Genomic DNA, 21,653 nt, shown 5'->3' with positions numbered 1-21,653 from the left:
CCGCGAGGAGCGCCGCCTCCTGGCCAGTCGTTTGGTTCCGGTGTTCGGACGATCCGGTCCAAACACCGCATCGCAGCCCGCGCTGTGGAGCCGGAGGCTCCGCGCGACGCCGCGATTCCGCTATCTCGTCGGCGGGGTCCGTGCGGTGAGCTTGTTGCCGTCCGGGTCGCGAAGATAGGCGACGAAGGACCCGTTCGGGCGCTCGGTGGGCGGGCTCTCGATCGCGGTGCCGCCATGCGCGGTGCCGGCCTCGTGCCACGCGAGAACGTGGTCGTGACTGGTGGCCGCGATCCCGATCGTCCCACCGTTGGCCGCCGTAGCCGGCTTGCCGTCGATCGGTTTCGTGATCATCAGCCGCCCGCCCTCGTGGAGGTAGACCAGCCGGCCCCTTGCATCCATCGCGCCGCGCCCGCCGCCCAACGCCGCGAAGGTGGCGTCATAGAAGATCCTGGCCCGGTCCAGATCATTGCTGCCGATCATCACATGGGTGAACATGGTTCCGCTCCTTCGGGGGCAGCGAGTCGGCGCCGGGGGCGAAGGCCCGGTTCCCTCACGCCGGCGGGATGTACTGATACGTCCAGGTCTCGCTCAGCGTCTCGTCGCCCCGCCGCAGGAACAGCCGCAATTCGACCGGCTCCGGCCCGGTCACCGCGAGGTCGAACTCGGCGCGCCAGTGGCCGGCGACGTCGTCCGGCACCGGCTCGGTGCGGGCGAGGGTGAAGCTGCCGCGGGAGGCCGTCAGCACCGGCTCGGGCTTCACGCCCGACGGCAGCCGGGCCAGGGGCTCGCCGAGGAATTCGACCACGAACTTGCGCACGCCCTTCGGCCGGTCGGTGCCGGCCTGGCCGCCATTGCCCTCGCGGGTGGCGACGCAGCGGGCGAAGGCGGAGGGGTAGGGCTCGTCGGCGACCCAGTGCAGGCGGTAGTGCAGGTCGTGCGAGGAGCCGGCCTTCGCCGGCTCGGCCGGCACCCACATCGCCACCACGTTGTCGTGGATCTCGTCGTCGGTCGGGTTCTCGACCAGTTGCACCGAACCGCGGCCCCAGTCACCGAGCGGCTCGACCCACAGGCTCGGGCGGCGGTCGTAGTACACGCCGTCCTGGTAGTGGTCGAACAGGCGGTCGCGCTGCATCAGGCCGAAGCCGCGGGGCGTCCGGTCGGAGAAGGCCGAGACCATCGTGCGCGGCGGGTTGCGCAACGGGCGCCAGACCCGCTCGCCGGCGCCGGTCCACAGGGCGAGGCCGTCGGAATCGTGCACCTCCGGGCGCCAGTCGACCGCGGTCGGCTTGGCGGTCTCGGAGAACCAGTACATCGAGGTCAAGGGCGCGAGGCCGAACCGGCCGACATCCTTGCGCAGGGTCAGGCTCGCCTCGATCTCCATCACCACCGCCTTGGTGCGGCGCATGCGGAACCGGAACGCGCCCGCCACCGAGGGACCGTCGAGCAGCGTCATCACCGTGACGGTGTCGGACTCCGGCGCCGGAGTCTCGAACCAGACATGGGTGAAGTCCGGAAACTCCTCCGGCCGGTCGGGCATCACGGTGTCGAGGGCGAGACCGCGGGCCGACAGGCCGTACTGGTAGAGTTCGCCGATCGCCCGGAAGTAGGAGGCGCCGAGGAACGCCACCCAGTCGTTGCGCTGCCAGTCGAGGGCGCCGCTGCGGCTCTCCTGGAAGCGGAAGCCGGCGAAGCCCGGATTGGGCGGCAGGCGGCGCGCGGGGGAATCCGCCGGCATCTCGAAGGCGGCCGGGTCGTAGATGATCTCCCGCGCCTCGCCGTCGGTCACGACGTGCATCCGCACCGGCTTCTGGAAGTAGCGGCCGAGATGGAAGAACGTCACCGGGAAGGCGCCGGGCCCGTCGGCCCAGAGGGCGTGGTCGGGCTTGTACTTCAGCTTGCCGTGAGCGTCGTAGTCGATCGCCTGGAGCACGTCGCGGTCGGGCACCGCCGGCGGGGCGTAGGGCGTGCGGGCGAGGTCGCGGGCGCGGTTCTTCAGGGCCGCGAAGTCGAACGGAACCCGCTCGCCGAGCGGCAGGTCCGCCGCCCGGGCGGCGAGGCCCGAGCCGAGCAGGAGGGCGGCACCGGAGAGCAGCGTGCGGCGGTCGATCATGCAGAGGGCGTCCCGCAGGGGAAGGGCCGGGCCTTCTCCCGCGCCCCGGATGAATGCCGGCCGAACGGCTCATGCGGTTTCCGATCGATCGCTTCAGGCGACCGCAAGCGGTCGCCTGAAGCGATGCGGAAATCGGCTTCGCTCATGCGCCGCGCGGGCTGATGACACGGTTTTTGAACGATTCGTCCAAAAACCGTGTCGGGCCGTCAGCCGCGGATCGGCTCCAGGGTGCTGGCCCGCTGCCAGAGCTGGATCATCAGCCACAGGGCGGCGAGGCTGAACACGCCCATCAGGACGTGGCCGACGAGGTCGCCGAGCTCGAAGATGCCGGCGATGGCCCAGCCGGCGGCCAGCGCGACGCCGAACACCTCGGTCCCGACCAGCACCATGATGCTGACCAGCGTGACGAGGTTGCGGGGCTTGAGGGAGCCGGAGGAGGCGGGCACGGCAAGTGGCCTTCTGGTTCTCGGGGATTGCGGACTAGCCCGAACCGGCCCTTTGGCGCAACGTTCCGGCGACCGCTCCCTTGCCCGACGGACCCGATGCCCGACACGCCGACCTTCTCCCGCGCCGCCTGCGCGGCCCCCCACCACCTCGCGGCCGAGGCCGGCCGGGCGATCCTGGCGGAGGGCGGCAACGCCCTCGAGGCGATGGTCGCGATGGCGGCCGCCATCGCGGTGGTCTACCCGCACATGAACGGCATCGGCGGCGACGGCTTCTGGCTGGTGCGCGAGCCCGGCGGGCGGGTGCGGGCGATCGAGGCCTGCGGCCCGGCCGGGACGCTCGCGACGATCCGGCGCTACCGCGACCGCGAGTACGACGCGATCCCGAGCCGCGGGCCCGACGCCGCCGTGACGGTGGCGGGCGCGGTCGGCGGCTGGCAGGCGGCGCTGGCGCTCGCCGGCGGGCGCCTGCCGGTGCGGGTGCTGGTCGAGGAGGCGGTGCGCCTCGCCCGCGAGGGCGTGGCGGTGTCGCCGTCCGAAGCGCGCTACGTGCCGAAGGAACTCGACAGCCTCTACGACCAGCCGGGCTTCCGCGAGACCTTCCTCATCGACGGCGCGGCGCCGAAGGCCGGGGCGGTCCGCCGGCTGCCGGCGCTCGCCGCCACCCTCGACCAGCTCGGCCATGCCGGGCTCGACGACTTCTACCGCGGCGATGTCGGGCGCGAGGTCGCGGCCGACCTGGAGCGCCTCGGCAGCCCGGTGACCCGGGCCGACCTCGCCGGCTATCGCGCCCGCGGGCGCGCGCCGCTGTCCCTGCGCCTCAAAGCCGCGACGGTGTTCAACCACCCGCCGCCGAGCCAGGGGCTCGCCGCGCTGATGATCCTCGGCCTGCACGAGCGGCTGGCGCCGTCGAAGCCGGAATCGACCGCGCGCGTCCACGGCCTGATCGAGGCGACGAAGCGCGCGTTCCGGGTCCGCGACGCGGTGGTGACCGATTTCGACCGCCTGCGCCACGACCCGGCTTCGTTCCTCGACGCGAAGGTCCTCGACCGCGAGGCGGCGGCGATCGCGATGGACCGCGCCTCGCCCTACCCGGTGCGGCCGGTGGGCGACGGCGACACGGTGTGGATGGGGGCGATCGACGCGACCGGCCTCGCGGTGTCCTACATCCAGTCGGTGTACTGGGAGTTCGGCTCCGGCGTGGTGCTGCCGGGAACCGGCATCGCTTGGCAGAACCGCGGCACCGCCTTCTCGCTCGATCCCGGAGCCGTCAACCCGCTGGAGCCCGGGCGCACGCCGTTCCACACCCTCAACCCGGCGCTCGCCGTGCTCGACGACGGCCGGGTGCTGTCCTACGGCAGCATGGGCGGCGACGGGCAGCCGCAGTTCCAGGCCCAGGTCTTCACCCGCTACGCCCTCGACGGGATGGGCGTCGCCGAGGCGGTGGACGCGCCGCGCTTCCTGTTCGGCCGCACCTGGGGCGCCGAATCGATGACCGTCAAGGTCGAGGACCGCTTCGATTCCGGCTGCATCGCCGCCCTGTCGCGACTCGGCCACGAGATCGAGGAGTTGGGCGGGCCGTACATCGACTCGCTCGGCCATGCCGGGCTGCTGGTGCGCCATCCCGACAACGGCCGGGTCGAGGCGACGCACGATCCGCGTTCGGACGGGGGTGCGGCCGGGGTGTGATGGCTGGCATCACGAAACGTCACGTGACTTCGACCGCCCCGGAGCGCAGAGCATCCGGGCGGTCGCCGCGGACCGCGCTGCCGGAGCCCGTCCGATGCCGAGCCTCACGACGCTTGCCGCCTTCGCGCTGATCTCCTTCGGGATGGTGCTCACGCCCGGCCCGAACATGATCTACCTGATTTCGCGCTCGATCTCACAGGGCCGCGGCGCCGGTCTGATCTCGCTCGGCGGCGTCGCCCTCGGCTTTGTCGTCTACATGCTGCTCGCCGCCTTCGGCATCACCGCGCTGCTGTTCGCGGTGCCCTATGCCTACGACGCCCTGCGCCTCGCCGGGGCCGGCTACCTGCTGTGGCTGGCGTGGCAGGCCCTGCGGCCGGGCGGACGCTCGCCGTTCCAGGTGCGCGACCTGCACCGCGACCGCCCGGCGAAGCTGTTCGCCATGGGGTTCGTGACCAACCTGCTCAACCCGAAGATCGCGATGCTCTACCTCGCGCTGCTGCCGCAGTTCATCGACCCGGAGCGCGGCAGCGTGCTCGCGCAGTCCCTGGTGCTCGGTAGCGTGCAGATCGTCATCAGCGTCGGGGTCAACGGCTGCATCGCGGTCACCGCCGGCTCGCTCGCCGCCTTCCTCGGCACCCGCCCGACCTGGCTGCGGGTCCAGCGCTGGCTGATGGGCACGGTGCTGGCCGGGCTCGCGGTCAGGATGGCGACCGAGGCCCAGCGCTGACCGGGCCCCGAACGCGACGAGGCCCGGATCCTTCGGGGAATCCGGGCCTCGTCGCGGGGATATGCACGGGTCGGGGTCAGCGCGGCGCGCGCTTTGTCGGCTCAGCGCGGGGCGCGCTTGGCCAGGATGCGCTGGAGCGTGCGCCGGTGCATGTTGAGCCGCCGGGCGGTCTCCGAGACGTTGCGGTTGCACAGCTCGTAGACGCGCTGGATGTGCTCCCAGCGCACCCGGTCGGCGGACATCGGGTTCTCGGGCGGGTCGGCCCGCTCGCCCGGCTGCGCCATCAGGGTGCCGTGGATCTCGTCGGCGTCGGCGGGCTTGGCCAGGTAGTCGAAGGCGCCGAGCTTCACCGCCGTCACCGCGGTGGCGATGTTGCCGTAGCCGGTCAGGATGACCCCGCGGGCCTCGGGCCGGCGCTCCTTGAGGCGGGCGATCACGTCGAGGCCGTTGCCGTCGCCGAGCCGCATGTCGATCACCGCGAAGGCCGGCGCACCGGCCTCGACGGCGGCGACGCCCTCGGCGACGCTCTCGGCGACATGGACCTGATAGCCGCGCGCCTCCATGGCGCGGGCGAGGCGGGTCGAGAACGGCTTGTCGTCGTCCACGATCAGCAGGCTGCGGTCGGCATAGGCGGCCAGGGGATCGCCCTCGGCGATCACCGCGGGGTTCGCGGCGGCCTGGGTTCCGGTCTGCGTCATCAAGCGACGCTCCTCACACTTCGTCGTTGTTTGTCAGCGATTTATATAGGAACGCCGCGCCCGGCCGTCAGGGGGCGGGATCAGTTGCCCGCGAGGTTTTTTCGACTTCCGGCTTCCCTCTCGAAAACGTGACGAGGCCAGACGATGCGCACCACCGCCCCGGTCGAGGGGTCGGCGGCGTTGGCGAGGGTGAGCTGGGCGCCGGAGCGCTCGATGAGCGTCTTGGCGATGAACAGCCCGAGCCCGAGCCCTCCGCCGCCGGTCTCGCCGGCCGGCCGGCTGCCGCGGGTGGTGACGTAGGGCTCGCCGACCCGCAGCAGCACCTCGGGGGCGATGCCCGGCCCGTCGTCGCGGATCTCGATCGACACCCGCTCCGCGCTCCAGCGCGCCTCGACGATCACCCTTTCCTCGGCGAAGTCGGCGGCGTTGTCGACGATGTTGGACAGGCCGAACAGCACGCCGGCGTTGCGCCGGCACGAGGGCTCCGGCCCCTCGCCGCGGGTCGAGACGTCGAGCACGATGCCGAGCCCGCGCTGGGGCGCCACCAGTTCCTCGACCAGATGGCTGAGCGTGATCGTCTCGAGGAAGGCCGACTGGTCCTCGTTGAGCGAGGTCAGCTTGGAGAGGATGCCGCGGCAGCGCTCGACCTGCTCGCCCAGGAGCTTCAGGTCCTCGGCGACCGCCGGGCTGGCGCCGGGACCGAGCTGGCGGTCGAGCTCGCGCGCCACCACCGTGATCGTGGCGAGCGGCGTGCCGAGCTCGTGCGCCGCCGCCGCCGCGAGGCCGTCGAGCTGCGACAGGTGCTGCTCGCGCGCCAGCACCAGCTCGGTCGCGGCGAGCGCCTGGGCGAGCATCCGCGCCTCCTCGGCGACCCGCCACGCATAGACCCCCGTGAAGGCGGTGCCGAGCAGGATCGCGGTCCAGACCCCCGACACGTACAGGAACGGCAGTTCGAGATGGCCGTCGACGTACCAGGGCAGGGGACGGTGGACGAGGGTGAGTAGGGTGGCGAGCCCGACCGCCAGCAGCCCGAGCGCCAGGGTGCGCTCCGGCGGCAGCGCCGTCGCCGAGATGAGGACCGGGGCGAGGAACAGCAGCGAGAACGGGTTCTGCAAGCCCCCGGTGAGGAACAGCAGGGCGGCGAGCTGCACGATGTCGAAGGCGAGCAGCAGGGCGGCCGCGTCGTCGCTGAGCCGGTAGCTCGCCGGGAAGCGGATGCGCAGCACGAGGTTGAGCCACGACGAGGCGGCGATGACGAGGAAGCACCAGCCGAAGGGCAGCGGCAGGCCGAGGCCGAACTGCGCCCCGGCCACCGCGGCGCTCTGCCCGGTGATCGCCAGCCAGCGCAGCCGCACCAGCGTGTCGAGGCGCAGGTGGCGGGCGTCGCGCACGGCGTCGGCGGGCAGCATCTCGATCATGCGCCAACGATAGGGCGCGGGCCGGCGGCGCACAGTCCGGACGGGGTACGCCGTCCGGAGCACCGGCGAGGTCGCCCCTCACCTGACCCAGAGTCGCGCCGGCCCGCAGGATGATACCAAAAAGGCACAAGACGCCGAAATGGAATGCACGTGCTGCACAAACATTGTAATCCTCCGCAGGAACCCGCACCCTGCATCTCACGTTGGGGCAGACGGCGTCGCAGGTGCCCCGCATCGCGGCGTCCTCGTGAAGGCGGGGGTCAGATGGATCTGTCGTATTTCTGGTACGAGGCGGCCCACTGGATGCTGACGCCGGCGCGCGCGGCCGCGGACGCCACGCAGCTCGTGTTTCAGAACCCGGTCAACCCGGTGACCTACACGGCCTACGGACGCACGGTCTCGGCCGCCTGCGAGATGTTCGAGCGCACGACCCGCCGCTACGGCAAGCCGGATTTCGGCCTGCCCCGGACCGTGGTCGAAGGCATCCCGACCGACGTGTCGGAGCGCGTGATCTGGGAGAAGCCGTTCGGCCGGCTGATCCGCTTCGAGCGCGACCTCAAGCGTACGCCGTCGCGCCCTCAGCCGAAGGTGCTGGTGGTGGCGCCGATGTCGGGCCACTACGCCACGCTGCTGCGCGGCACCGTCGAGGCGCTGCTGCCGGCGCACGACGTGGTCATCACCGACTGGCACGACGCCCGCATGGTGCCGCTGGCGGCCGGCCGATTCGACCTCGACACCTACATCGAATACCTGATCGAGATGTTCCAGCATCTCGGGCCGGACCTGCACGTCATGGCGGTGTGCCAGCCGGCGGTGCCGGTCTTCGCCGCGGTGGCGCTGATGGAGGCCCGCGGCACCCCCGGCGTGCCGACCTCGATGACCCTGATGGGCGGGCCGATCGACACCCGGCGCTCGCCGACCGCCGTGAACTGCCTCGCCGCCGAGCGCGGCCAGGAATGGTTCAAGCGCAACTGCATCACCACCGTGCCGCCGGGCTATCCGGGCAGCTGGCGTCAGGTCTATCCGGGCTTCTTCCAGCTCTCCGGCTTCATGGGCATGAACCTCGACCGTCACCTGACGGCGCATTACGACATGTTCAAGCACCTCGTGCGGCACGACGGCGACTCGGCCGAGAAGCACCGCGAGTTCTACGACGAGTACCTGTCGGTGATGGACCTGACGGCGGAGTTCTACCTCCAGACCGTCAACACCGTGTTCGTCGAGCACGCCCTGCCGAAGGGCGAGATGCGCCACCACGGCGAGCGCGTCGATCCCGCCGCGATCCGCCACTGCGCCATCATGGCGGTGGAGGGCGAGAAGGACGACATCTCCGGCGTCGGCCAGACCCTCGCGGCTCTCGACCTCACCCCGAACCTGCCGCCCGAGCGCAAGCTCTACCACCTCCAGAAGGGGGTCGGGCATTACGGCGTGTTCAACGGCTCGCGCTTCCGCTCGGAGATCATGCCGCGGATCTCGGAGTTCATGCACGAGATGCAGGGCACAGCGGTCGAGCCGCTGCGCGAGGCGGTCTGACGCGGGACCGGGCCCGGTGCCCGGCCTCCTCGGGCGCCTGCTTCCCTTCGTCGGACGGGCGCCGCGACCGGATCCATCCGGCCCGGCGGCGCTGACAGGGGCGGGACGAAACCTGTACGACACCGCGATGCGAGTCGCGTTGCGGCGCCGTTCGGCGCCCGAGCCCACCCACCTCACCGTGCTGCACGACGGCACCGCGTTCCAGGTCGCGATCCGCCGCCGCGCCGCGGCCCGGCGCATCACCCTGCGGGTGTCGAGCGCGACCGGCGAGATCGTGCTGACGCTGCCGGATCGCGTCCCGCTCGCGGCGGCCCAGACCTTCGCCGACGGCCATGGCGGCTGGATCGCCGCGCGGCTCGCCAGGCTGCCCGACCGGGTGGCGTTCGAGCCCGGCGCCGTGGTTCCGGTGCGCGGCGTGCCGCACCGCATTCTGCACCGGCCCGGCGCGTCTGGCGTCACCGCGCTGGCGACGACGCCCGAGGGCGAGCCGGCGATCATCGTGGCGTGCGGGCTGCCGCATGTCGGCCGGCGGGTGCGCGACTTCCTGGAGGCGGAGGCGCGGCGCGACCTCGCCGCCGCGGTGGCGCGCCACGCCAGGGCACTCGGGCGGTCGCCCAAGCGCCTCACCGTGCGCGACACCCGCAGCCGCTGGGGCTCGTGCTCGGCCACCGGCCAGCTCAACTTCTCCTGGCGGCTGATCCTGGCGCCGCCCCACGTCCTCGACTACCTCGCGGCGCACGAGGTCGCCCATCTCGCCGAGATGAACCATTCCGACCGGTTCTGGGCGATCGTGGCCCGGCTCTACCCCGACCTCGACGTCGCCGAGGCCTGGCTGAAGCGCCACGGCAGCAGCCTGCACCGCTACGGGTGACGGCGCCCCGGGGCGCCGAGCCCGCTTGTGCCGCGGCGCCGGCGGGGGCACATCGGCGCGATGATCGACCATCCCACCCGCGACGTCGGCTTCGGCATCTACCTGCACTGGCCGTTCTGCGCCGCGAAGTGCCCGTATTGCGACTTCAACAGCCACGTCCGCCATGCCGGCGTCGATCAGGCGCGCTGGCGCGAGGCGTTCGCGCGCGCCATCGCGCAGGCCGCCGCCCGCACGCCGGGCCGCACCGTCACCAGCATCTTCCTCGGCGGCGGCACGCCCTCGCTGATGGAGCCGGCCACCGTCGGGACGCTGCTCGACGCGGTCGCGGGCGCCTGGGGCGTCGCCCCGGACGTCGAGGTGACCCTCGAGGCCAATCCGACCAGCGTCGAGGCCGGGCGCTTCCGCGGCTACCGGGCGGCGGGGGTCAACCGGGTCTCCCTCGGCGTCCAGGCGCTCAACGATCCCGACCTCAAGCGCCTCGGCCGCCTGCACGGCGCCGCCGAGGCGATGGCGGCGGTCGAGACCGCGGCGGCGCATTTCGAGCGGTTCTCGTTCGACCTCATCTATGCCCGGCCCGATCAGAGCCCGGCCGCCTGGGCGGCGGAACTGCGCGAGGCGATCGCCCGGGCCGCCGAACACCTGTCGCTCTACCAGCTCACGATCGAGGAGGGGACGCCGTTCCACGGCCTCGCCGCCGCCGGGCGGCTCACCGTGCCGGACGACGACGCGGCCCGCGCCCTCTACGACGTGACGCAGGAGGTCTGCGCCGCCGCCGGCCTGCCGGCCTACGAGATCTCGAACCACGCCCGGCCGGGCGCCGAGTCGCGCCACAACCTGCTGTACTGGCGCTACGGCGAATATGCCGGCATCGGCCCCGGCGCCCATGGCCGGCTGGTGCTGCCGGAAGGCCGCACCGGCACCGCCACCGAGCGCAACCCGGAAGCCTGGCTCGCCCGCGTGGCGCAGGACGGCCACGGGATCGTCGACACCGAAACGCTGGCGCCCGACCAGGAGGGCGACGAGTTCCTGCTGATGGGCCTGCGCCTCACGGAGGGCATCGACCCCGCCCGCTACGCCGCCCTGACCGGGCGGCCGCTCGCGGCCTCCCGCCTCGACGGGCTCCTCGGCGAGGGGCTGGTTGCCCGCCGCCCGGACGGGCGCATCGCCGCGACGGCGCGCGGGGCGCCGCTGCTCAACGCGGTCGTGGCGGAACTGGCGCGGGAGTGAGTGCCTGTTTGGGCGATTGTCGACAGCATTGACCGCTTGAAGCGCCCCTTTCCCGGACGAGTGGAACGCAGTGGAAGGAGGCCCGGGATCCAGCACATAGAAGTCGCGAAGCGTCTACACACAGCGACAGCGCTGGCAGACGGAGCCGCTTCGCGGCACATCTGACGTCTGGATCCCGAATCTTCTTCCGCTTCGCTTCAGTCGTCCGGGAATGGGGGCCCGTTCTTTAGATCGAGAGTCAACAGGCTCTGAGCCTCACCGGAATCTCACCGACACCTGCCCGTCGCCGCCCGGCAGGCCCTCGTAGCGCGCCGTCATCGTGCGGCCGGCCTGGGGCGGCACGAAGGGCGAGAACGAGCCGAGGCTGATGACGTCACCGGCCTTGAGCCGGATACCGCTCGCCTTGAGGTCGCGGGCGAGCCACGCCACCACCGCGAGGGGATGCCCGAGCACCGCGCTGCCCGGCGAGCGGGCGTGCTCCTTGCCGGTGTCGTCCACGAAGGTGATCTGCATCGTGCCGAGGGCCTCGACGTCGGCGGCGCTGCCGGTCAGCGGGATCGGCGTACCGGTCACGCCCTGGCGGGCGAAGGCGTTGAGCGCGATGAGGTTCGGCCCGTCCAGCACCTCGCCCTTGGCGAGTTGGCTCGTCGCGCCCGGCAATTCGATGAAGGGCACCGCCGCCGAGAGGTGGCGGACGATCTCGGCCGGTTCGGTGGCGTCGTTGACGCCCTCGTCCTTCACCACCAGCAGCATGTCGGCCTCGGACATGAAGGCCGGCGAGGCCGCGACCTCGCTGCCGTCCGGCAGCAGCATCCGCTCCAGCAGCGTGCCGCGGGCCGGTCCGTCGAGCTTCAGCACCTCCTGGATCCGCTTGCTGGTCGCCGCCGCCTTGTAGCCGACGACGCGGCCGAGCTGCGGCCGGAGCCGGGCGACGAGCTTGTCCTGGGCGCACAGCCCGTCCGCGACGGTGAGGCCGGGGCCGAAGCTCTTCGCCGGGTTTCCCTCGGCGAAGGCCGTTTGAGTCGCCGCGACCGCGTCGTCGGCCGGGCAGGCCGCCTCCGCGGGCGTCGCGACGACGACCGCGAGACCGAGGAAAGCCGCGAGCCTGTGCATGATGTCCTCCCGATGCCGCCCCGTCTGGAGCGGGGTGCGCCGGCGGCATCGTGGGAGGCGCGGCCCGGACGGTCAACGCCGGATGGATCAGAGCTCAGGGCAATCGGGTGAACCCGATGGCCCTGGATCAGAGCTTCACCACCAGCTTGCCGAAGTTGCGGCCCTTGAGCAGGCCGATGAACGCCTCCGGCGCGCTCTCCAGCCCCTCGACCACGTCCTCGCGGTAATGGATCCGGCCCTCGCGCAGCCAGCCCGACACGTCGGTCAGGAAGTCCTGCAACTGATCGCGAAAATCCCACACGATGAAGCCGCGGAACAGCAGCCGGCGGCTGAGCACGGCGCGCATCAGCGCCGGGGTCTTGTCGGGGCCGGGCGGCAGCTCGGTCATGTTGTAGTTGGCGACGAGGCCGCAGACGGGGATGCGGGCGAAGTCGTTGAGCAGCGGCAGCACCGCGTCGAAGACCGCTCCGCCGACATTCTCGAAATACACGTCGATGCCGTCCGGGCAGGCGGCGGCGAGCGCGGCCGGCAGGTCGCCGGTGCGGTGATCGACCGCGGCGTCGAAGCCGAGCTCCTCGGTCAGGTGGCGGCACTTGTCGGCGCCCCCGGCGATGCCGACCGCCCGCGCGCCCTTCAGCTTCGCGATCTGGCCGACGAGCGAGCCGACCGGGCCGGTGGCGGCGGCGACCACGACGGTCTCGCCGGGCTTGGGCGCGCCGATGTTGAGCAGGCCGGTATAGGCGGTCATGCCCGGCATGCCGAGCACGCCCAGCGCGGTCGAGACCGGGGCGGCGGCGGGGTCGATGCGGCGCAGGTCGCTGCCGTCCGAGACGGCGAAGTCCTGCCAGCCGCCGTAGCTCGTCACCACGGTGTCGCCGACGGAAAAGTCCGGCCGGTGCGAGGCGACGACCTCGGCGACCGTGCCGCCGACCATCACCTCGTTGATCTCGACCGGCTTGGCGTAGGACTTCGCCGCGCTCATCCGGCCGCGCATGTAGGGATCGAGGGAGAGGTAGCGGTTGCGCAGCAGCACCTCGCCGTCCCGCGGCACCGGCACGGCCGCCTTCTCGAGCCGGAAATGCGCCGGGGTCGGCTCGCCGTGCGGGCGCGACGCCAGGACGATGCGGCGGTTGATCTCGGACATGGGAGCCTCCCTGGGCGGCCGGACGGCCGAGCCGCTTTCGTCTCCGACTTGGGTCCCGCACCGGCCTGCGTCAACGCCGCCCTGGTCGCCGCGGGCGCGCGCGACACCTAAAACAGACTCGCGTCGGCACGCCGACGCTTCGTCGGTTTCGATTCTTGATGTGTCGCAGATTTTCGTCGCAAAACCGGCTGCCGTTTCTGCGAGATCTGCTCAGCCGGACATCCCCTCGGGCCCATTCGGGAGCCGTTCGATGCCCTCCACCCCGTTCGTTCCCGCCGCGCTGTCGCTGGTGCTCGCCGTCCCGAGCGTCGCGGGCGCGGCCTCCCTCGACGCCTATCGCTGGAAGGCGCGGGTTCTGGTGATCGCCGCGGCCGATGCCGACGATCCGCACCTCGCCGAGCAGCGCCGCATCGTCGCGGCGGCGCAGCGCGGCAGCCGCGAGCGCGACCTCGTGGTGGTCGAGGCGGTCGGGCCGGGCGTGGAGGCCGAGGGGCTGCGCCGCCGGTTCGGGCTGCCGGCGCGGGAGTTCCGCGCCGTGCTGGTCGGCAAGGACGGCGGCGCCAAGCTCAGCGCCGCCGCGCCGATCTCCGCCGAGCGCCTGTTCGAGATCATCGACGCGATGCCCATGCGCCGCGACGAGGCCGCCGGGCGCCGCTGAACGAGAAGAGCCGCCCTCGCGGGCGGCTCCGGTCGTGTCGCAGAACCTGGATCGGCTCAGTAGCAGCGGGTCACGAGCACGCGCTGCCAGCCGTAGGGCGTCCAGCGGGTGCGCGGGACCTGATAGCACTCGCCGCCATAGCCGCCGCCGTAGTAGCCCACCGGGGCGTAGCCGCCGCCATAGTAGCCCCCGCCGTACCCGCCGTAGCCGTAGCCGCCGTAATAGGGCGAGGAAGCCGCCGCGAGGCCGAGGCCGAGACCCAGGCCGATCCCGGCGCCGGCGAGGCCGTAGCCGTACCCGCCCCGGCGCCAGCCGTAGCCGCGATAGCCGCCGCCGAAGCCGCGGCCGTAGCCGCCACCGTAGAAGCCGCGGCCGAAACCGGGACCGCCGAAGCGGGCGCCGGCGAAGCCCGGGCGGCCGAAGCCGCCGCCGAAGCCGCGACCGCCGAAGCCACCGCCCCGGAAGCCGCCGCCGAAGCCGCCGCCGTGGAAACCGCCACCGTGGAAGCCGCCGCCGAAGCCGCCGCCCGGCCGGGCCTCGGCCAAGGTCGGGACGAGCAGCAGCGAGCCGGCGAGGGCGGCCGAGGCCATCAACACCCGTTTCATGTCACGATCTCCGCGAGAAAGGTCATCGAATCCCCCAGGCCGGAACAACGCCGGGGCGGCGAATCCGGTTCGTGCTGCATTTTGTCCGCCAGCCGCTATACCGCCCCCGGCGCCCGGACCGGGCATCCCGAACGGAGACCTTCGCCTCATGCCGAGGAGACGCACCCCGCACGCCCGTCCGGTGGCCTGCCTCGTCGTGGTCGCGGCCCTGTTCCCGCTGCGCGCCGGCGCGGCGGCCCCGGCCCCGTGCGCGCCCGTGACCCACGAGGGCGAGACCTACGCGGTCTGCACCGCCGACCTGCGCCGGACCCGGATCCGGCTGTTCTGGCGCGGGGCGGACGGGCAGCCCTACGGCTCGCTGTCGCGCCTCGCCGATTCGCAGGCCGGCCTGTCCTTCGCGATGAATGCCGGCATGTACGATTCGGCCCAGGGCCCGGTCGGGCTCTACGTCGAGGACGGGCGCGAGCTGAAGGGCGCCAGCACCGCCGACGGGCCGGGCAACTTCCACCTCAAGCCCAACGGGGTGTTCTACGTCGCCGGCGACCGGGCCGGGGTGCTGGAGACCGGGCGCTATTTGAAGGCGAGACCGAAGGCGGAGTTCGCGACCCAGTCCGGGCCGATGCTGGTCATCGCCGGGCGCATCCACCCGAAGATCTCCGCCGACGGGCCGTCGCAGAAGATTCGCAATGGCGTCGGCGTGCGCGCCGACGGCCGCACCGCGGTGTTCGCGATCTCGGAGCGCCCGGTGAGCTTCGGCGCCTTCGCCCGCCTGTTCCGCGACGGCCTGCACTGTCCCGACGCGCTGTTCCTCGACGGCAGCGTGTCGAGCCTCTACGCGCCCTCGCTCGGACGCTCGGACCTGAGCCGGCCGCTGGGGCCGCTCGTCGGCGCGGTGGCGCGGTAAGCGCCGCCCGCGGTTCCGTTTCCGGACGAAATGCTCTACCTCGGTCGGCGATGAACCGCACCGCCCTCTATGCCGGCTCGTTCGACCCGGTGACCAACGGCCACCTCGACGTGGTGCGCCAGGCCTGCCGCCTCGTCGGCCGCCTCGTCGTCGCCATCGGGGTCCATCCGGGCAAGGCGCCGCTCTTCTCCGCCGAGGAGCGGGCCGACCTGATCCGGGAGACCTGCGGCCCGCTGGCCGCCGCCGAGGGGACGGCGCTCGACGTCGTGACCTTCGACGACCTCGCGGTCTCGGCCGCCCGCCGGGCCGGCGCCGGGCTGTTCATCCGCGGCCTGCGCGACGGCACCGATCTCGACTACGAGATGCAGCTCGCCGGGATGAACGGCGCGATGGCGCCGGAGGTGCAGACGGTGTTCCTGCCGGCCTCGACCGGCGTGCGGCCGATCACCGCCACCCTGGTCCGGCAGATCGCCGCGATGGGCGGCGACGTGCGGCCGTTCGTGCCGGCCGTGGTGGCCGAGCGGCTGGCGGCGCGGTTCGCCCGGGCCTGAGCGCGCTCGCGTCCGGTTCCACCATCCTCGGGAGAAGTCTCATGATCCGATGGCTCGTCGCCCTGACCCTGTCGCTGGCGGCCACGATCGGCCTCGGCCGTGCCGCGCTGGCGGCCGACGCGAACACGATCTACCTCGACACCAAGGACGGCCGGATCACGATCCAGCTCCGTCCCGACATCGCGCCCAAGCACGCCGCCCAGATCAAGGCGCTGACCAAGCAGGGCTTCTACGACGGCGTGCCGTTCCACCGGGTCATCGACGGCTTCATGGCCCAGACCGGCGACCCGACCGGCACCGGCACCGGCAAGTCGAAGCTGCCCGACATCCCGGCCGAGTTCAGCAGCGCCCCGTTCAAGCGCGGCACGGTCGGCATGGCCCGCTCGCAGAGCCCGAACTCGGCCAACTCGCAGTTCTTCATCTGCTTCGGCGACGCGCCGTTCCTCGACAACCAGTACACGGTCGTCGGCGTGGTCACGTCGGGCATGGACGTGGTCGACAAGATCAAGAAGGGCTCGAAGGCCGCCAACGGTCAGGTCGACGGCCCCGACAAGATCGTCAAGATGTCGCTGGCCCAGTAGGCTTCGCACAAGACGAGAGCGCCGGGCGACGGCGCTGCATTCTCTCGAAACCAGGAGTTTCCCATGGCCGACAGCAACACGCTCGTGATGGAGACGAGCAAGGGCCGGGTGGTCATCGCCCTGCGCCCGGACCTCGCCCCCGCCCATGTCGAGCGGATCAAGACCCTGAGCGAGCGCGGCTTCTACGACGGCGTGCCGTTCCACCGGGTCATCGACGGCTTCATGGCCCAGACCGGCGACCCGACCGGCACCGGCTCGGGCGGCTCCGACCTGCCCGACCTGAAGGCCGAGTTCAACGCCGAGCCGCACGTGCGCGGCACCTGCTCGATGGCCCGCACCAACTTCCCGCACTCGGCGAACTCGCAGTTCTTCATCTGCTTTTCCGACGCCCGCTTCCTCGACAAGCAGTACACCGTGTGGGGGAAGGTCACCGAGGGCATGGAGGTCGTCGACCAGATCAAGCGCGGCGAGCCGGTGCGCGATCCCGACACCATCGTGTCGATGCGCGTGCAGGCGGCGTGATCTCCCGCGTGGCGGCGGCGCTGCCGCCGTCACGCCCTCGTCACTGCAACTCGCGCCGGTAGGTCTCGCCCGCCTGCGCCTTGAGATGCGCGCCGGCGTCGCGGCCGATCGCGGCGGCGTCGGCGGCGAGGCCCGAGCGATGGGTGGCCCAGTGGGCGCTGCCGTCGGGCTTGAACAGCAGGCCATCGAGGGTCAGGCGGTCGCCGTCGATCTGCGCCAGCGCGGCGATCGGCGTGCGGCACGAGCCGTCGAGTTCGGCGAGCAGCGACCGCTCGGCCATCAAGGCCGTGGTGGTGCGTGGGCAGGCCACCGCCTGGAGCCGGGCGATCAGGTCGGCATCGTCGGCCCGGCACTCGATGCCGAGCGCCCCCTGCGCCACCGCCGGCAGCATGTCGGCGACCGGCATCACGTCCTGGGCGAGATGGGCGAGGCCAAGCCGCTCCAGCCCGGCGATGGCGAGCAGGGTCGCGTCGCACTCGCCGTCCTGGAGCTTGCGCATCCGCGTGTTGGCGTTGCCGCGCAGCGGCACGATGGCGAGGTCGGGCCGGCGCATCAGCACCTGGGCGCCGCGGCGCAGGGAGGAGGTGCCGACGCGGCTGCCCGGCGGCAGGTCGATCAGCCGGCTCGCCCGCGGCGACAGGAAGGCGTCGCGCGGGTCGTCGCGCTCCAGGACCGCCGCGATCACGAGGCCGTCCGGCAGCCAGGTCTCGACGTCCTTCATCGAGTGGACCGCGAGGTCAATCCGGTCGGCGAACAGCGCCTGTTCGAGTTCCTTGGTGAACAGCCCCTTGCCGCCGATCTCCGACAGCGGACGGTCGAGCACCTTGTCGGCCACGGTCGTGATGACGACGAGTTCCATCGCCCCCGGCTCGGCGAGGTCCGGATGCGCCGCGGCGATGCGGTCGCGGACCATCCCGGTCTGCGCCAGCGCCATCGGGCTGCCGCGGGTGCCGATGCGCAGGGGACGTGAGGCCATGATGCTCTGGTGCCGTCTGTGGGCGGGTCTCTCTTGCCGAGTAGACGAGAACCCCGCCCGCGTCACCTGTTCGCTCCCGCTCGCGGGTCCCACCGGCCGACGAACGGGAGCGGGCGGGGTTTCAGAAGCCCTTCACCGCCACGACGGTGTGCTCGACTTGCGGCGGGGCGACGAAATGCTCCGACACCAGGGCCCGCCACGCCTGGAAATCCTCCGAGCCGCGGAAGTCGACCGTGTGGTTCTCCAGGGTCTCCCACTGCACCATCAACTGGTAGTGGCTCGGATTCTCGACCGAGCGTTGCAATTCCATGCCGCGGCAGCCCTTGGCGCGGCGGAACAGCTCGGCCGCCTTGGCGACGCCCTCTTCGAAGGCCGATTCCTGGCCCGGCTTCACCTCGATCCGCGCGATCTCCAGAACCATCGTTTCCTCCCGTTCAGGTTGTGCCCGACATGCGCGATCCGGGGGACGAAGTCCATGTCGGGCGGTGGATAGACGGTGGATGCGTGTTGCCATCGCGACGGCCGGCGCGCACAAACCGTGAATATCCACGGCAAGCGGGGCAACCCTGCCCGAGCGCGGCCGTTCCCTCGACACAGAGGCCAGAAGGGGTCGCCATGACGACGCTGAAGGAGTTCGAGGAGGCCCTGCGCGAGAACGGCATGCTGATGGCGCTCGCGGTGCTGGAGCGTCTGCGCGAGCGCGACCGGGCCACCCGCACCACCAAGCCGGCCCGGCGCATCGCCGGCAAGAAGATGACGCCGGAACTGGCCCGCACGATCCTGGAGCTTCACGGCTCGACCGAGATGACCCAGCAGGAGATCGCGTTCAAGCTCGGGGTGAACCAGGGCCGGGTCAACGAGGTCATCAAGCGCGGCAAGTGGCTCTCCGGCGACCCCCACGCTCCCGAGGCGGTGGCCCGCGACAAGGCCAAGGCCCGCATGCGCGGCGCCGAGCCGAAGAAGAAGCCGCGGCGGGCAAGCGAGAAGGCCGGGGCGACGGCGGCCCGGAAGGGCAAGGGGCCGCAGGCGCAACTGGCGTTCGGGGATCTGTGAGGCGCTAGAATTTTTCAAGCGCGAGCACTGCCCCAACCCTCCCCCCTCTGCGGGGGAGGGTGGCGAGCGGAGCGAGCGCAGCGGGACGAAGTCCCGCCGAGAGGGGAGCGCGACGGTGCCGGATGGGGCGTCTGTCAGTTCAGTCGCGACCTATCCGGCAGCGTGATTCCCCTCTCCCGCCTGGCTTCCGCCGGGCACCCTCCCCCGCAGAGGGGGGAGGGCGGGCCCGCGCATCACGTCGACCGCCGGCACGCGCAAGAACGCCCCGGCCTTGCGGCCGGGGCGCCCGTTCGACTCAACGCGGGTTGAGCGCTTCCCTCACGCGGCCTTCTGCACCGTGGCCTCGATCGCCTGCGGGCGGCGGCCCGTCGCGATCTCGATCTGGCGCGGCTTCTTGGCCTCCGGGATCTCGCGGACGAGATCGATGTGGAGCAGGCCGTTCTCCAGCGCCGCCCCCGTCACCTGGACGTGGTCGGCGAGCTGGAACCGGCGCTCGAAGCTGCGCGCGGCGATGCCCTGGTGCAGGACCTCGGTCTGCTTCGCCGGCGCCGGCTGGCGCTCGCCCTTGATCGTCAGCGCGTTCTCACGGACCTCGATCGACAGATCCTGGTCGGTGAAGCCGGCGACCGCCACGGTGATCCGGTAGGCGTTCTCGCCGGTGCGCTCGATGTTGTAGGGCGGATAGCTCGGTGCCGTCTCCGCGCTCACGAACTGGTCGAGAGCCGAGAAGAGACGATCGAAACCGACAGTCGAGCGGTAGAGGGGAGCAAGGTCGAACTGACGCATGACATATTCTCCGTCTGAAGCAATATGCGGTTGTTCGGTCCGCCGCAGGGGCCGGACCTGTCTTCGTCTGCGCCGCCACTAGGGGCCGGCGCTCCCGTGATATCGGGGTGGGTTTTCGACGTTCAAGAGGCGGGATGGCGATTTTTCCGCGCTTGATTTCGCTCGCCGGAAGCGCAGCTTCGCTGGCGGATCCCGGCCGATCCCGCGACCCGGTTCGAGGTGCCCCGTGACCCTCACGCTTCTCGCCACGCCCGGCAACCCGGTGCCCCCCGGCGCCACCCTGGTGCCGGTGCGGACCGCCGACGGCCTCACCCTGCGGGCCGCGACCTGGCCGGCGACCACCCGGACGACCCGCGGCACGGTCTGCCTCGTCCAGGGGCGGGCCGAGTTCATCGAGAAGTACTACGAGACGATCGGCGACCTGCGCCGGCGCGGCTTCGCCGTGGTGGCGTTCGACTGGCGCGGCCAGGGCGGCTCCGACCGCACGGTGCGGGACGCCCACAAGGGCCATGTCGGCGACTTCGGCGAGTACCGGCTCGACCTCGCGGCGGTCGAATCCGGCGTCCTGGAGCCGGCGATGCCGCGGCCGTTCTTCGGCCTCGCGCATTCGATGGGCGGGGCGGTGTGCCTGACCGCGGCGCGGGAGGGCTGGCTGCCGTTCGAGCGGCTGGTCACCCTGGCGCCGATGGTGGCGATCTGCATGATCCGCCGGCCCCGCGCCGCGATGCGGCTCGCGGCCTTCCTGAACCGCCTCGGCGGCGGCCGGAGCTACGTCCCGGGCGGCGGCCCGGTCTCGATCGCCACCAAGCCGTTCCCCGGCAACCGCCTCACCACCGATCCCGAGCGCTACGCCCGCAACGCCGCCGCGGCGCTCGCGGTCGGGGCCGGGGCGGTCGGGGACCCGACCGTGGCGTGGCTTGCCGCCGCCTTCCGGGCGATGGCGCCGTTCGAGGATCCGCGCTGGCCGGCGCCGATCCGCGTGCCGGTTCTGGTCTTCGCCGCCGGCGACGACCCGGTCTGCAGCACGCCGGCGATCCAGCGCTTCGCCGCCCGGCTCAAGGCCGGCCACACCATCACCCTGCCGGGCGCCCGCCACGAGATCCTGATGGAGCGCGACACCGTGCGCGAGGAGTTCTGGGCCGCCTTCGACGCCTTCGTGCCCGGCACCTCGGCCGTGCCCGAGTCGGCCTCGCTCCAGTCGACCCTTTCCCCCACGCCCGTCAGGGCCTGAGGAGCTTCAGGGCGGCCTCGTGCAGGCGCGGGTCGCCGGCCGCCACGATGGCGCCGCCGCCGGCCGCCGGGCCGCCGTCCCAGGTCGTCACCACGCCGCCGGCGCCCTCGATCACCGGGATCATCGCCACGATGTCGTAGGGCTTGAGCCCGGTCTCGACCACGAGGTCGATCTGGCCGGCCGCCAGCATGCAGTAGGCGTAGCAGTCGGTGCCGTAGCGGGCGAGGCGCACCGCCGCCTCGACCCGGCCGTAGGCGTCCCGGTCCGGCCCCTCGGCGAACAGGCGCGGGTCGGTGGTGGCCATCACGGCGTCCTTGAGGTCGGCCTTGCGGCGGGCGTGCAGGCGCCGGCTGCCGTGCGGCCCGCGATACTGCGCGGACTTGCCGTCGCCGGAGAAGCGCTCGCCGGTGAAGGGCTGGTTCATCAGGCCGTAGCACGGCACGCCGTGGCGGGTGAGGCCGATGAGCGTCCCCCACAGCGGCAGCCCGGCGATGAAGCCGCGGGTGCCGTCGATCGGGTCGAGCACCCAGACGTATTCCGCGTCGGCGCCCTCGGTGCCGAATTCCTCGCCGAGGATGCCGTGGCCCGGGAAGGTCTGCTTGATGAGGCGGCGCATCACCGTCTCGCCGGCCCGGTCGGCCTCGGTGACCGGATCGAACGCACCGCCGCCCCGGGCCTTGTCCTCGGTCGAGAACGCCGCGCGGAAGAACGGCAGGATCGCGCCGCCCGACTGGGTCGCGAGGTCGTCCACGAACCGTGCGAAATCCACCACGCTCATCGAGTCCGTCCCGGGTTCCGATTCGCCGGCCGGTC

The 21,653-nt window shown here is 72.1% G+C and carries 24 protein-coding genes; 12 read left to right on the top strand and 12 right to left on the bottom strand.

Annotated features, from left to right (window positions below):
* Window positions 1–120: 120 nt before the first annotated feature.
* From EOE48_RS06220 to EOE48_RS06210, 3 genes are all read right to left on the bottom strand, one after another.
* Entirely contained in the window at window positions 121–495 is a 375-nt protein-coding gene (locus EOE48_RS06220) for a VOC family protein (RefSeq protein WP_127727920.1), read from the bottom strand.
* Window positions 496–550: 55 nt separating this feature from the next.
* Window positions 551–2,110, bottom strand: a complete 1,560-nt coding sequence (locus EOE48_RS06215; RefSeq protein ID WP_127727919.1) for an OpgD/OpgG family glucan biosynthesis protein — start codon at window positions 2,108–2,110, stop codon at window positions 551–553.
* Window positions 2,111–2,316: 206 nt separating this feature from the next.
* Entirely contained in the window at window positions 2,317–2,499 is a 183-nt protein-coding gene (locus tag EOE48_RS06210) for a hypothetical protein (protein ID WP_187371331.1), read from the bottom strand.
* A 153-nt stretch (window positions 2,500–2,652) separates the two neighbouring features.
* Between EOE48_RS06210 and EOE48_RS06205 the strand changes: the two genes are divergently transcribed.
* Entirely contained in the window at window positions 2,653–4,242 is a 1,590-nt protein-coding gene (locus EOE48_RS06205; protein ID WP_127727917.1) for a gamma-glutamyltransferase family protein, read from the top strand.
* A 94-nt stretch (window positions 4,243–4,336) separates the two neighbouring features.
* Window positions 4,337–4,969, top strand: coding sequence for a LysE family translocator (locus EOE48_RS06200; protein WP_127727916.1), 633 nt, complete (start codon window positions 4,337–4,339; stop codon window positions 4,967–4,969).
* 101 nt (window positions 4,970–5,070) lie between these two features.
* On the opposite strand, the gene EOE48_RS06195 is transcribed toward EOE48_RS06200, so the two are convergent.
* Both EOE48_RS06195 and EOE48_RS06190 read right to left on the bottom strand, forming a co-directional pair.
* Complete coding sequence (locus tag EOE48_RS06195) at window positions 5,071–5,670, bottom strand: ActR/PrrA/RegA family redox response regulator transcription factor (protein ID WP_127727915.1); 600 nt, start codon at window positions 5,668–5,670, stop codon at window positions 5,071–5,073.
* Window positions 5,671–5,747: 77 nt separating this feature from the next.
* Window positions 5,748–7,085 (bottom strand): ActS/PrrB/RegB family redox-sensitive histidine kinase, encoded by a 1,338-nt coding sequence (locus EOE48_RS06190; protein WP_127727914.1) that lies wholly within the window; start codon window positions 7,083–7,085, stop codon window positions 5,748–5,750.
* Window positions 7,086–7,349: 264 nt separating this feature from the next.
* Here EOE48_RS06190 and EOE48_RS06185 point away from each other — a divergent pair, with 264 nt between their 5' ends.
* The 3 genes from EOE48_RS06185 (at window position 7,350) to hemW (ending at window position 10,716) form a co-directional block, all read left to right on the top strand.
* On the top strand, window positions 7,350–8,618 hold the full coding sequence (locus tag EOE48_RS06185) for a polyhydroxyalkanoate depolymerase (protein WP_127727913.1): 1,269 nt from the start codon (window positions 7,350–7,352) through the stop codon (window positions 8,616–8,618).
* Window positions 8,619–8,745: 127 nt separating this feature from the next.
* Entirely contained in the window at window positions 8,746–9,489 is a 744-nt protein-coding gene (locus tag EOE48_RS06180; protein ID WP_127727912.1) for a M48 family metallopeptidase, read from the top strand.
* A gap of 60 nt (window positions 9,490–9,549) precedes the next feature.
* Window positions 9,550–10,716 carry a radical SAM family heme chaperone HemW gene (hemW, locus tag EOE48_RS06175; protein ID WP_127727911.1) on the top strand — a complete coding sequence of 389 codons (1,167 nt, stop codon included), beginning with the start codon at window positions 9,550–9,552 and terminating at the stop codon, window positions 10,714–10,716.
* A 255-nt stretch (window positions 10,717–10,971) separates the two neighbouring features.
* On the opposite strand, the gene EOE48_RS06170 is transcribed toward hemW, so the two are convergent.
* Both EOE48_RS06170 and EOE48_RS06165 read right to left on the bottom strand, forming a co-directional pair.
* Window positions 10,972–11,829, bottom strand: coding sequence for a 2-keto-4-pentenoate hydratase (locus tag EOE48_RS06170; RefSeq protein WP_127727910.1), 858 nt, complete (start codon window positions 11,827–11,829; stop codon window positions 10,972–10,974).
* A 127-nt stretch (window positions 11,830–11,956) separates the two neighbouring features.
* A complete protein-coding gene (locus EOE48_RS06165; protein WP_127727909.1) occupies window positions 11,957–12,973 on the bottom strand; it encodes an NADP-dependent oxidoreductase in 1,017 nt (338 codons plus the stop codon).
* 250 nt (window positions 12,974–13,223) lie between these two features.
* Here EOE48_RS06165 and EOE48_RS06160 point away from each other — a divergent pair, with 250 nt between their 5' ends.
* The gene (locus tag EOE48_RS06160) at window positions 13,224–13,631 is read left to right on the top strand and encodes a DUF4174 domain-containing protein (protein ID WP_127727908.1); all 408 of its coding nucleotides are present in this window, start codon (window positions 13,224–13,226) and stop codon (window positions 13,629–13,631) included.
* 56 nt (window positions 13,632–13,687) lie between these two features.
* Here the strand turns inward: EOE48_RS06160 and EOE48_RS06155 are convergent, their stop codons facing one another.
* Window positions 13,688–14,236 carry a hypothetical protein gene (locus EOE48_RS06155; protein ID WP_127727907.1) on the bottom strand — a complete coding sequence of 183 codons (549 nt, stop codon included), beginning with the start codon at window positions 14,234–14,236 and terminating at the stop codon, window positions 13,688–13,690.
* A 148-nt stretch (window positions 14,237–14,384) separates the two neighbouring features.
* On the opposite strand from EOE48_RS06155, the gene EOE48_RS06150 reads away from it, so the two are divergent.
* The 4 genes from EOE48_RS06150 to EOE48_RS06135 all read left to right on the top strand — a co-directional run bounded on the left by EOE48_RS06150 (window position 14,385) and on the right by EOE48_RS06135 (window position 16,794).
* Window positions 14,385–15,140: a phosphodiester glycosidase family protein gene (locus EOE48_RS06150; protein WP_127727906.1), complete on the top strand. Its 756-nt coding sequence runs from the start codon at window positions 14,385–14,387 to the stop codon at window positions 15,138–15,140.
* A 50-nt stretch (window positions 15,141–15,190) separates the two neighbouring features.
* Window positions 15,191–15,691, top strand: a complete 501-nt coding sequence (gene coaD / locus EOE48_RS06145; protein ID WP_127727905.1) for a pantetheine-phosphate adenylyltransferase — start codon at window positions 15,191–15,193, stop codon at window positions 15,689–15,691.
* A gap of 41 nt (window positions 15,692–15,732) precedes the next feature.
* Window positions 15,733–16,272, top strand: a complete 540-nt coding sequence (locus tag EOE48_RS06140) for a peptidylprolyl isomerase (RefSeq protein WP_127727904.1) — start codon at window positions 15,733–15,735, stop codon at window positions 16,270–16,272.
* A 63-nt stretch (window positions 16,273–16,335) separates the two neighbouring features.
* Window positions 16,336–16,794 (top strand): peptidylprolyl isomerase, encoded by a 459-nt coding sequence (locus tag EOE48_RS06135; RefSeq protein ID WP_127727903.1) that lies wholly within the window; start codon window positions 16,336–16,338, stop codon window positions 16,792–16,794.
* Window positions 16,795–16,834: 40 nt separating this feature from the next.
* Here EOE48_RS06135 and hemC read toward each other — a convergent pair whose 3' ends face one another.
* The gene (hemC, locus tag EOE48_RS06130; protein WP_127727902.1) at window positions 16,835–17,770 is read right to left on the bottom strand and encodes a hydroxymethylbilane synthase; all 936 of its coding nucleotides are present in this window, start codon (window positions 17,768–17,770) and stop codon (window positions 16,835–16,837) included.
* 121 nt (window positions 17,771–17,891) lie between these two features.
* Window positions 17,892–18,191 carry an antibiotic biosynthesis monooxygenase family protein gene (locus tag EOE48_RS06125; RefSeq protein ID WP_127727901.1) on the bottom strand — a complete coding sequence of 100 codons (300 nt, stop codon included), beginning with the start codon at window positions 18,189–18,191 and terminating at the stop codon, window positions 17,892–17,894.
* Window positions 18,192–18,385: 194 nt separating this feature from the next.
* Between EOE48_RS06125 and EOE48_RS06120 the strand changes: the two genes are divergently transcribed.
* On the top strand, window positions 18,386–18,823 hold the full coding sequence (locus EOE48_RS06120) for an RNA polymerase subunit sigma-70 (protein ID WP_127727900.1): 438 nt from the start codon (window positions 18,386–18,388) through the stop codon (window positions 18,821–18,823).
* Window positions 18,824–19,141: 318 nt separating this feature from the next.
* Here EOE48_RS06120 and EOE48_RS06115 read toward each other — a convergent pair whose 3' ends face one another.
* Window positions 19,142–19,609, bottom strand: coding sequence for an Hsp20 family protein (locus tag EOE48_RS06115; protein WP_127727899.1), 468 nt, complete (start codon window positions 19,607–19,609; stop codon window positions 19,142–19,144).
* A gap of 226 nt (window positions 19,610–19,835) precedes the next feature.
* Between EOE48_RS06115 and EOE48_RS06110 the strand changes: the two genes are divergently transcribed.
* Window positions 19,836–20,840 (top strand): alpha/beta hydrolase, encoded by a 1,005-nt coding sequence (locus EOE48_RS06110; RefSeq protein ID WP_127727898.1) that lies wholly within the window; start codon window positions 19,836–19,838, stop codon window positions 20,838–20,840.
* Here EOE48_RS06110 and hisN read toward each other — a convergent pair.
* Window positions 20,830–21,618: a histidinol-phosphatase gene (gene hisN, locus EOE48_RS06105; RefSeq protein WP_127727897.1), complete on the bottom strand. Its 789-nt coding sequence runs from the start codon at window positions 21,616–21,618 to the stop codon at window positions 20,830–20,832. The genes EOE48_RS06110 and hisN overlap by 11 nt on opposite strands.
* Window positions 21,619–21,653 lie beyond the last annotated feature (35 nt).

Origin of the sequence: Methylobacterium oryzihabitans, from assembly GCF_004004555.2 — a bacterium.
Lineage (GTDB): Bacteria > Pseudomonadota > Alphaproteobacteria > Rhizobiales > Beijerinckiaceae > Methylobacterium > Methylobacterium oryzihabitans.
The sequence above is the reverse complement of the archived record's forward strand: the minus strand, read 5'-3'. Positions and strand labels throughout refer to the sequence as shown.

What these genes read in the sequence shown, in the direction of transcription:
- EOE48_RS06220 (WP_127727920.1), bottom strand. Translation starts at nt 495, where the DNA reads ATGTTCACCCATGTGATGATCGGCAGCAATGATCTGGACCGGGCCAGG.
- EOE48_RS06215 (WP_127727919.1), bottom strand. Translation starts at nt 2,110, where the DNA reads ATGATCGACCGCCGCACGCTGCTCTCCGGTGCCGCCCTCCTGCTCGGC.
- EOE48_RS06210 (WP_187371331.1), bottom strand. Translation starts at nt 2,499, where the DNA reads ATGGTGCTGGTCGGGACCGAGGTGTTCGGCGTCGCGCTGGCCGCCGGC.
- EOE48_RS06205 (WP_127727917.1), top strand. Translation starts at nt 2,653, where the DNA reads ATGCCCGACACGCCGACCTTCTCCCGCGCCGCCTGCGCGGCCCCCCAC.
- EOE48_RS06200 (WP_127727916.1), top strand. Translation starts at nt 4,337, where the DNA reads ATGCCGAGCCTCACGACGCTTGCCGCCTTCGCGCTGATCTCCTTCGGG.
- EOE48_RS06190 (WP_127727914.1), bottom strand. Translation starts at nt 7,085, where the DNA reads ATGATCGAGATGCTGCCCGCCGACGCCGTGCGCGACGCCCGCCACCTG.
- EOE48_RS06185 (WP_127727913.1), top strand. Translation starts at nt 7,350, where the DNA reads ATGGATCTGTCGTATTTCTGGTACGAGGCGGCCCACTGGATGCTGACG.
- EOE48_RS06180 (WP_127727912.1), top strand. Translation starts at nt 8,746, where the DNA reads ATGCGAGTCGCGTTGCGGCGCCGTTCGGCGCCCGAGCCCACCCACCTC.
- hemW (WP_127727911.1), top strand. Translation starts at nt 9,550, where the DNA reads ATGATCGACCATCCCACCCGCGACGTCGGCTTCGGCATCTACCTGCAC.
- EOE48_RS06170 (WP_127727910.1), bottom strand. Translation starts at nt 11,829, where the DNA reads ATGCACAGGCTCGCGGCTTTCCTCGGTCTCGCGGTCGTCGTCGCGACG.
- EOE48_RS06165 (WP_127727909.1), bottom strand. Translation starts at nt 12,973, where the DNA reads ATGTCCGAGATCAACCGCCGCATCGTCCTGGCGTCGCGCCCGCACGGC.
- EOE48_RS06160 (WP_127727908.1), top strand. Translation starts at nt 13,224, where the DNA reads ATGCCCTCCACCCCGTTCGTTCCCGCCGCGCTGTCGCTGGTGCTCGCC.
- EOE48_RS06155 (WP_127727907.1), bottom strand. Translation starts at nt 14,236, where the DNA reads ATGAAACGGGTGTTGATGGCCTCGGCCGCCCTCGCCGGCTCGCTGCTG.
- EOE48_RS06150 (WP_127727906.1), top strand. Translation starts at nt 14,385, where the DNA reads ATGCCGAGGAGACGCACCCCGCACGCCCGTCCGGTGGCCTGCCTCGTC.
- coaD (WP_127727905.1), top strand. Translation starts at nt 15,191, where the DNA reads ATGAACCGCACCGCCCTCTATGCCGGCTCGTTCGACCCGGTGACCAAC.
- EOE48_RS06140 (WP_127727904.1), top strand. Translation starts at nt 15,733, where the DNA reads ATGATCCGATGGCTCGTCGCCCTGACCCTGTCGCTGGCGGCCACGATC.
- EOE48_RS06135 (WP_127727903.1), top strand. Translation starts at nt 16,336, where the DNA reads ATGGCCGACAGCAACACGCTCGTGATGGAGACGAGCAAGGGCCGGGTG.
- hemC (WP_127727902.1), bottom strand. Translation starts at nt 17,770, where the DNA reads ATGGCCTCACGTCCCCTGCGCATCGGCACCCGCGGCAGCCCGATGGCG.
- EOE48_RS06125 (WP_127727901.1), bottom strand. Translation starts at nt 18,191, where the DNA reads ATGGTTCTGGAGATCGCGCGGATCGAGGTGAAGCCGGGCCAGGAATCG.
- EOE48_RS06120 (WP_127727900.1), top strand. Translation starts at nt 18,386, where the DNA reads ATGACGACGCTGAAGGAGTTCGAGGAGGCCCTGCGCGAGAACGGCATG.
- EOE48_RS06115 (WP_127727899.1), bottom strand. Translation starts at nt 19,609, where the DNA reads ATGCGTCAGTTCGACCTTGCTCCCCTCTACCGCTCGACTGTCGGTTTC.
- hisN (WP_127727897.1), bottom strand. Translation starts at nt 21,618, where the DNA reads ATGAGCGTGGTGGATTTCGCACGGTTCGTGGACGACCTCGCGACCCAG.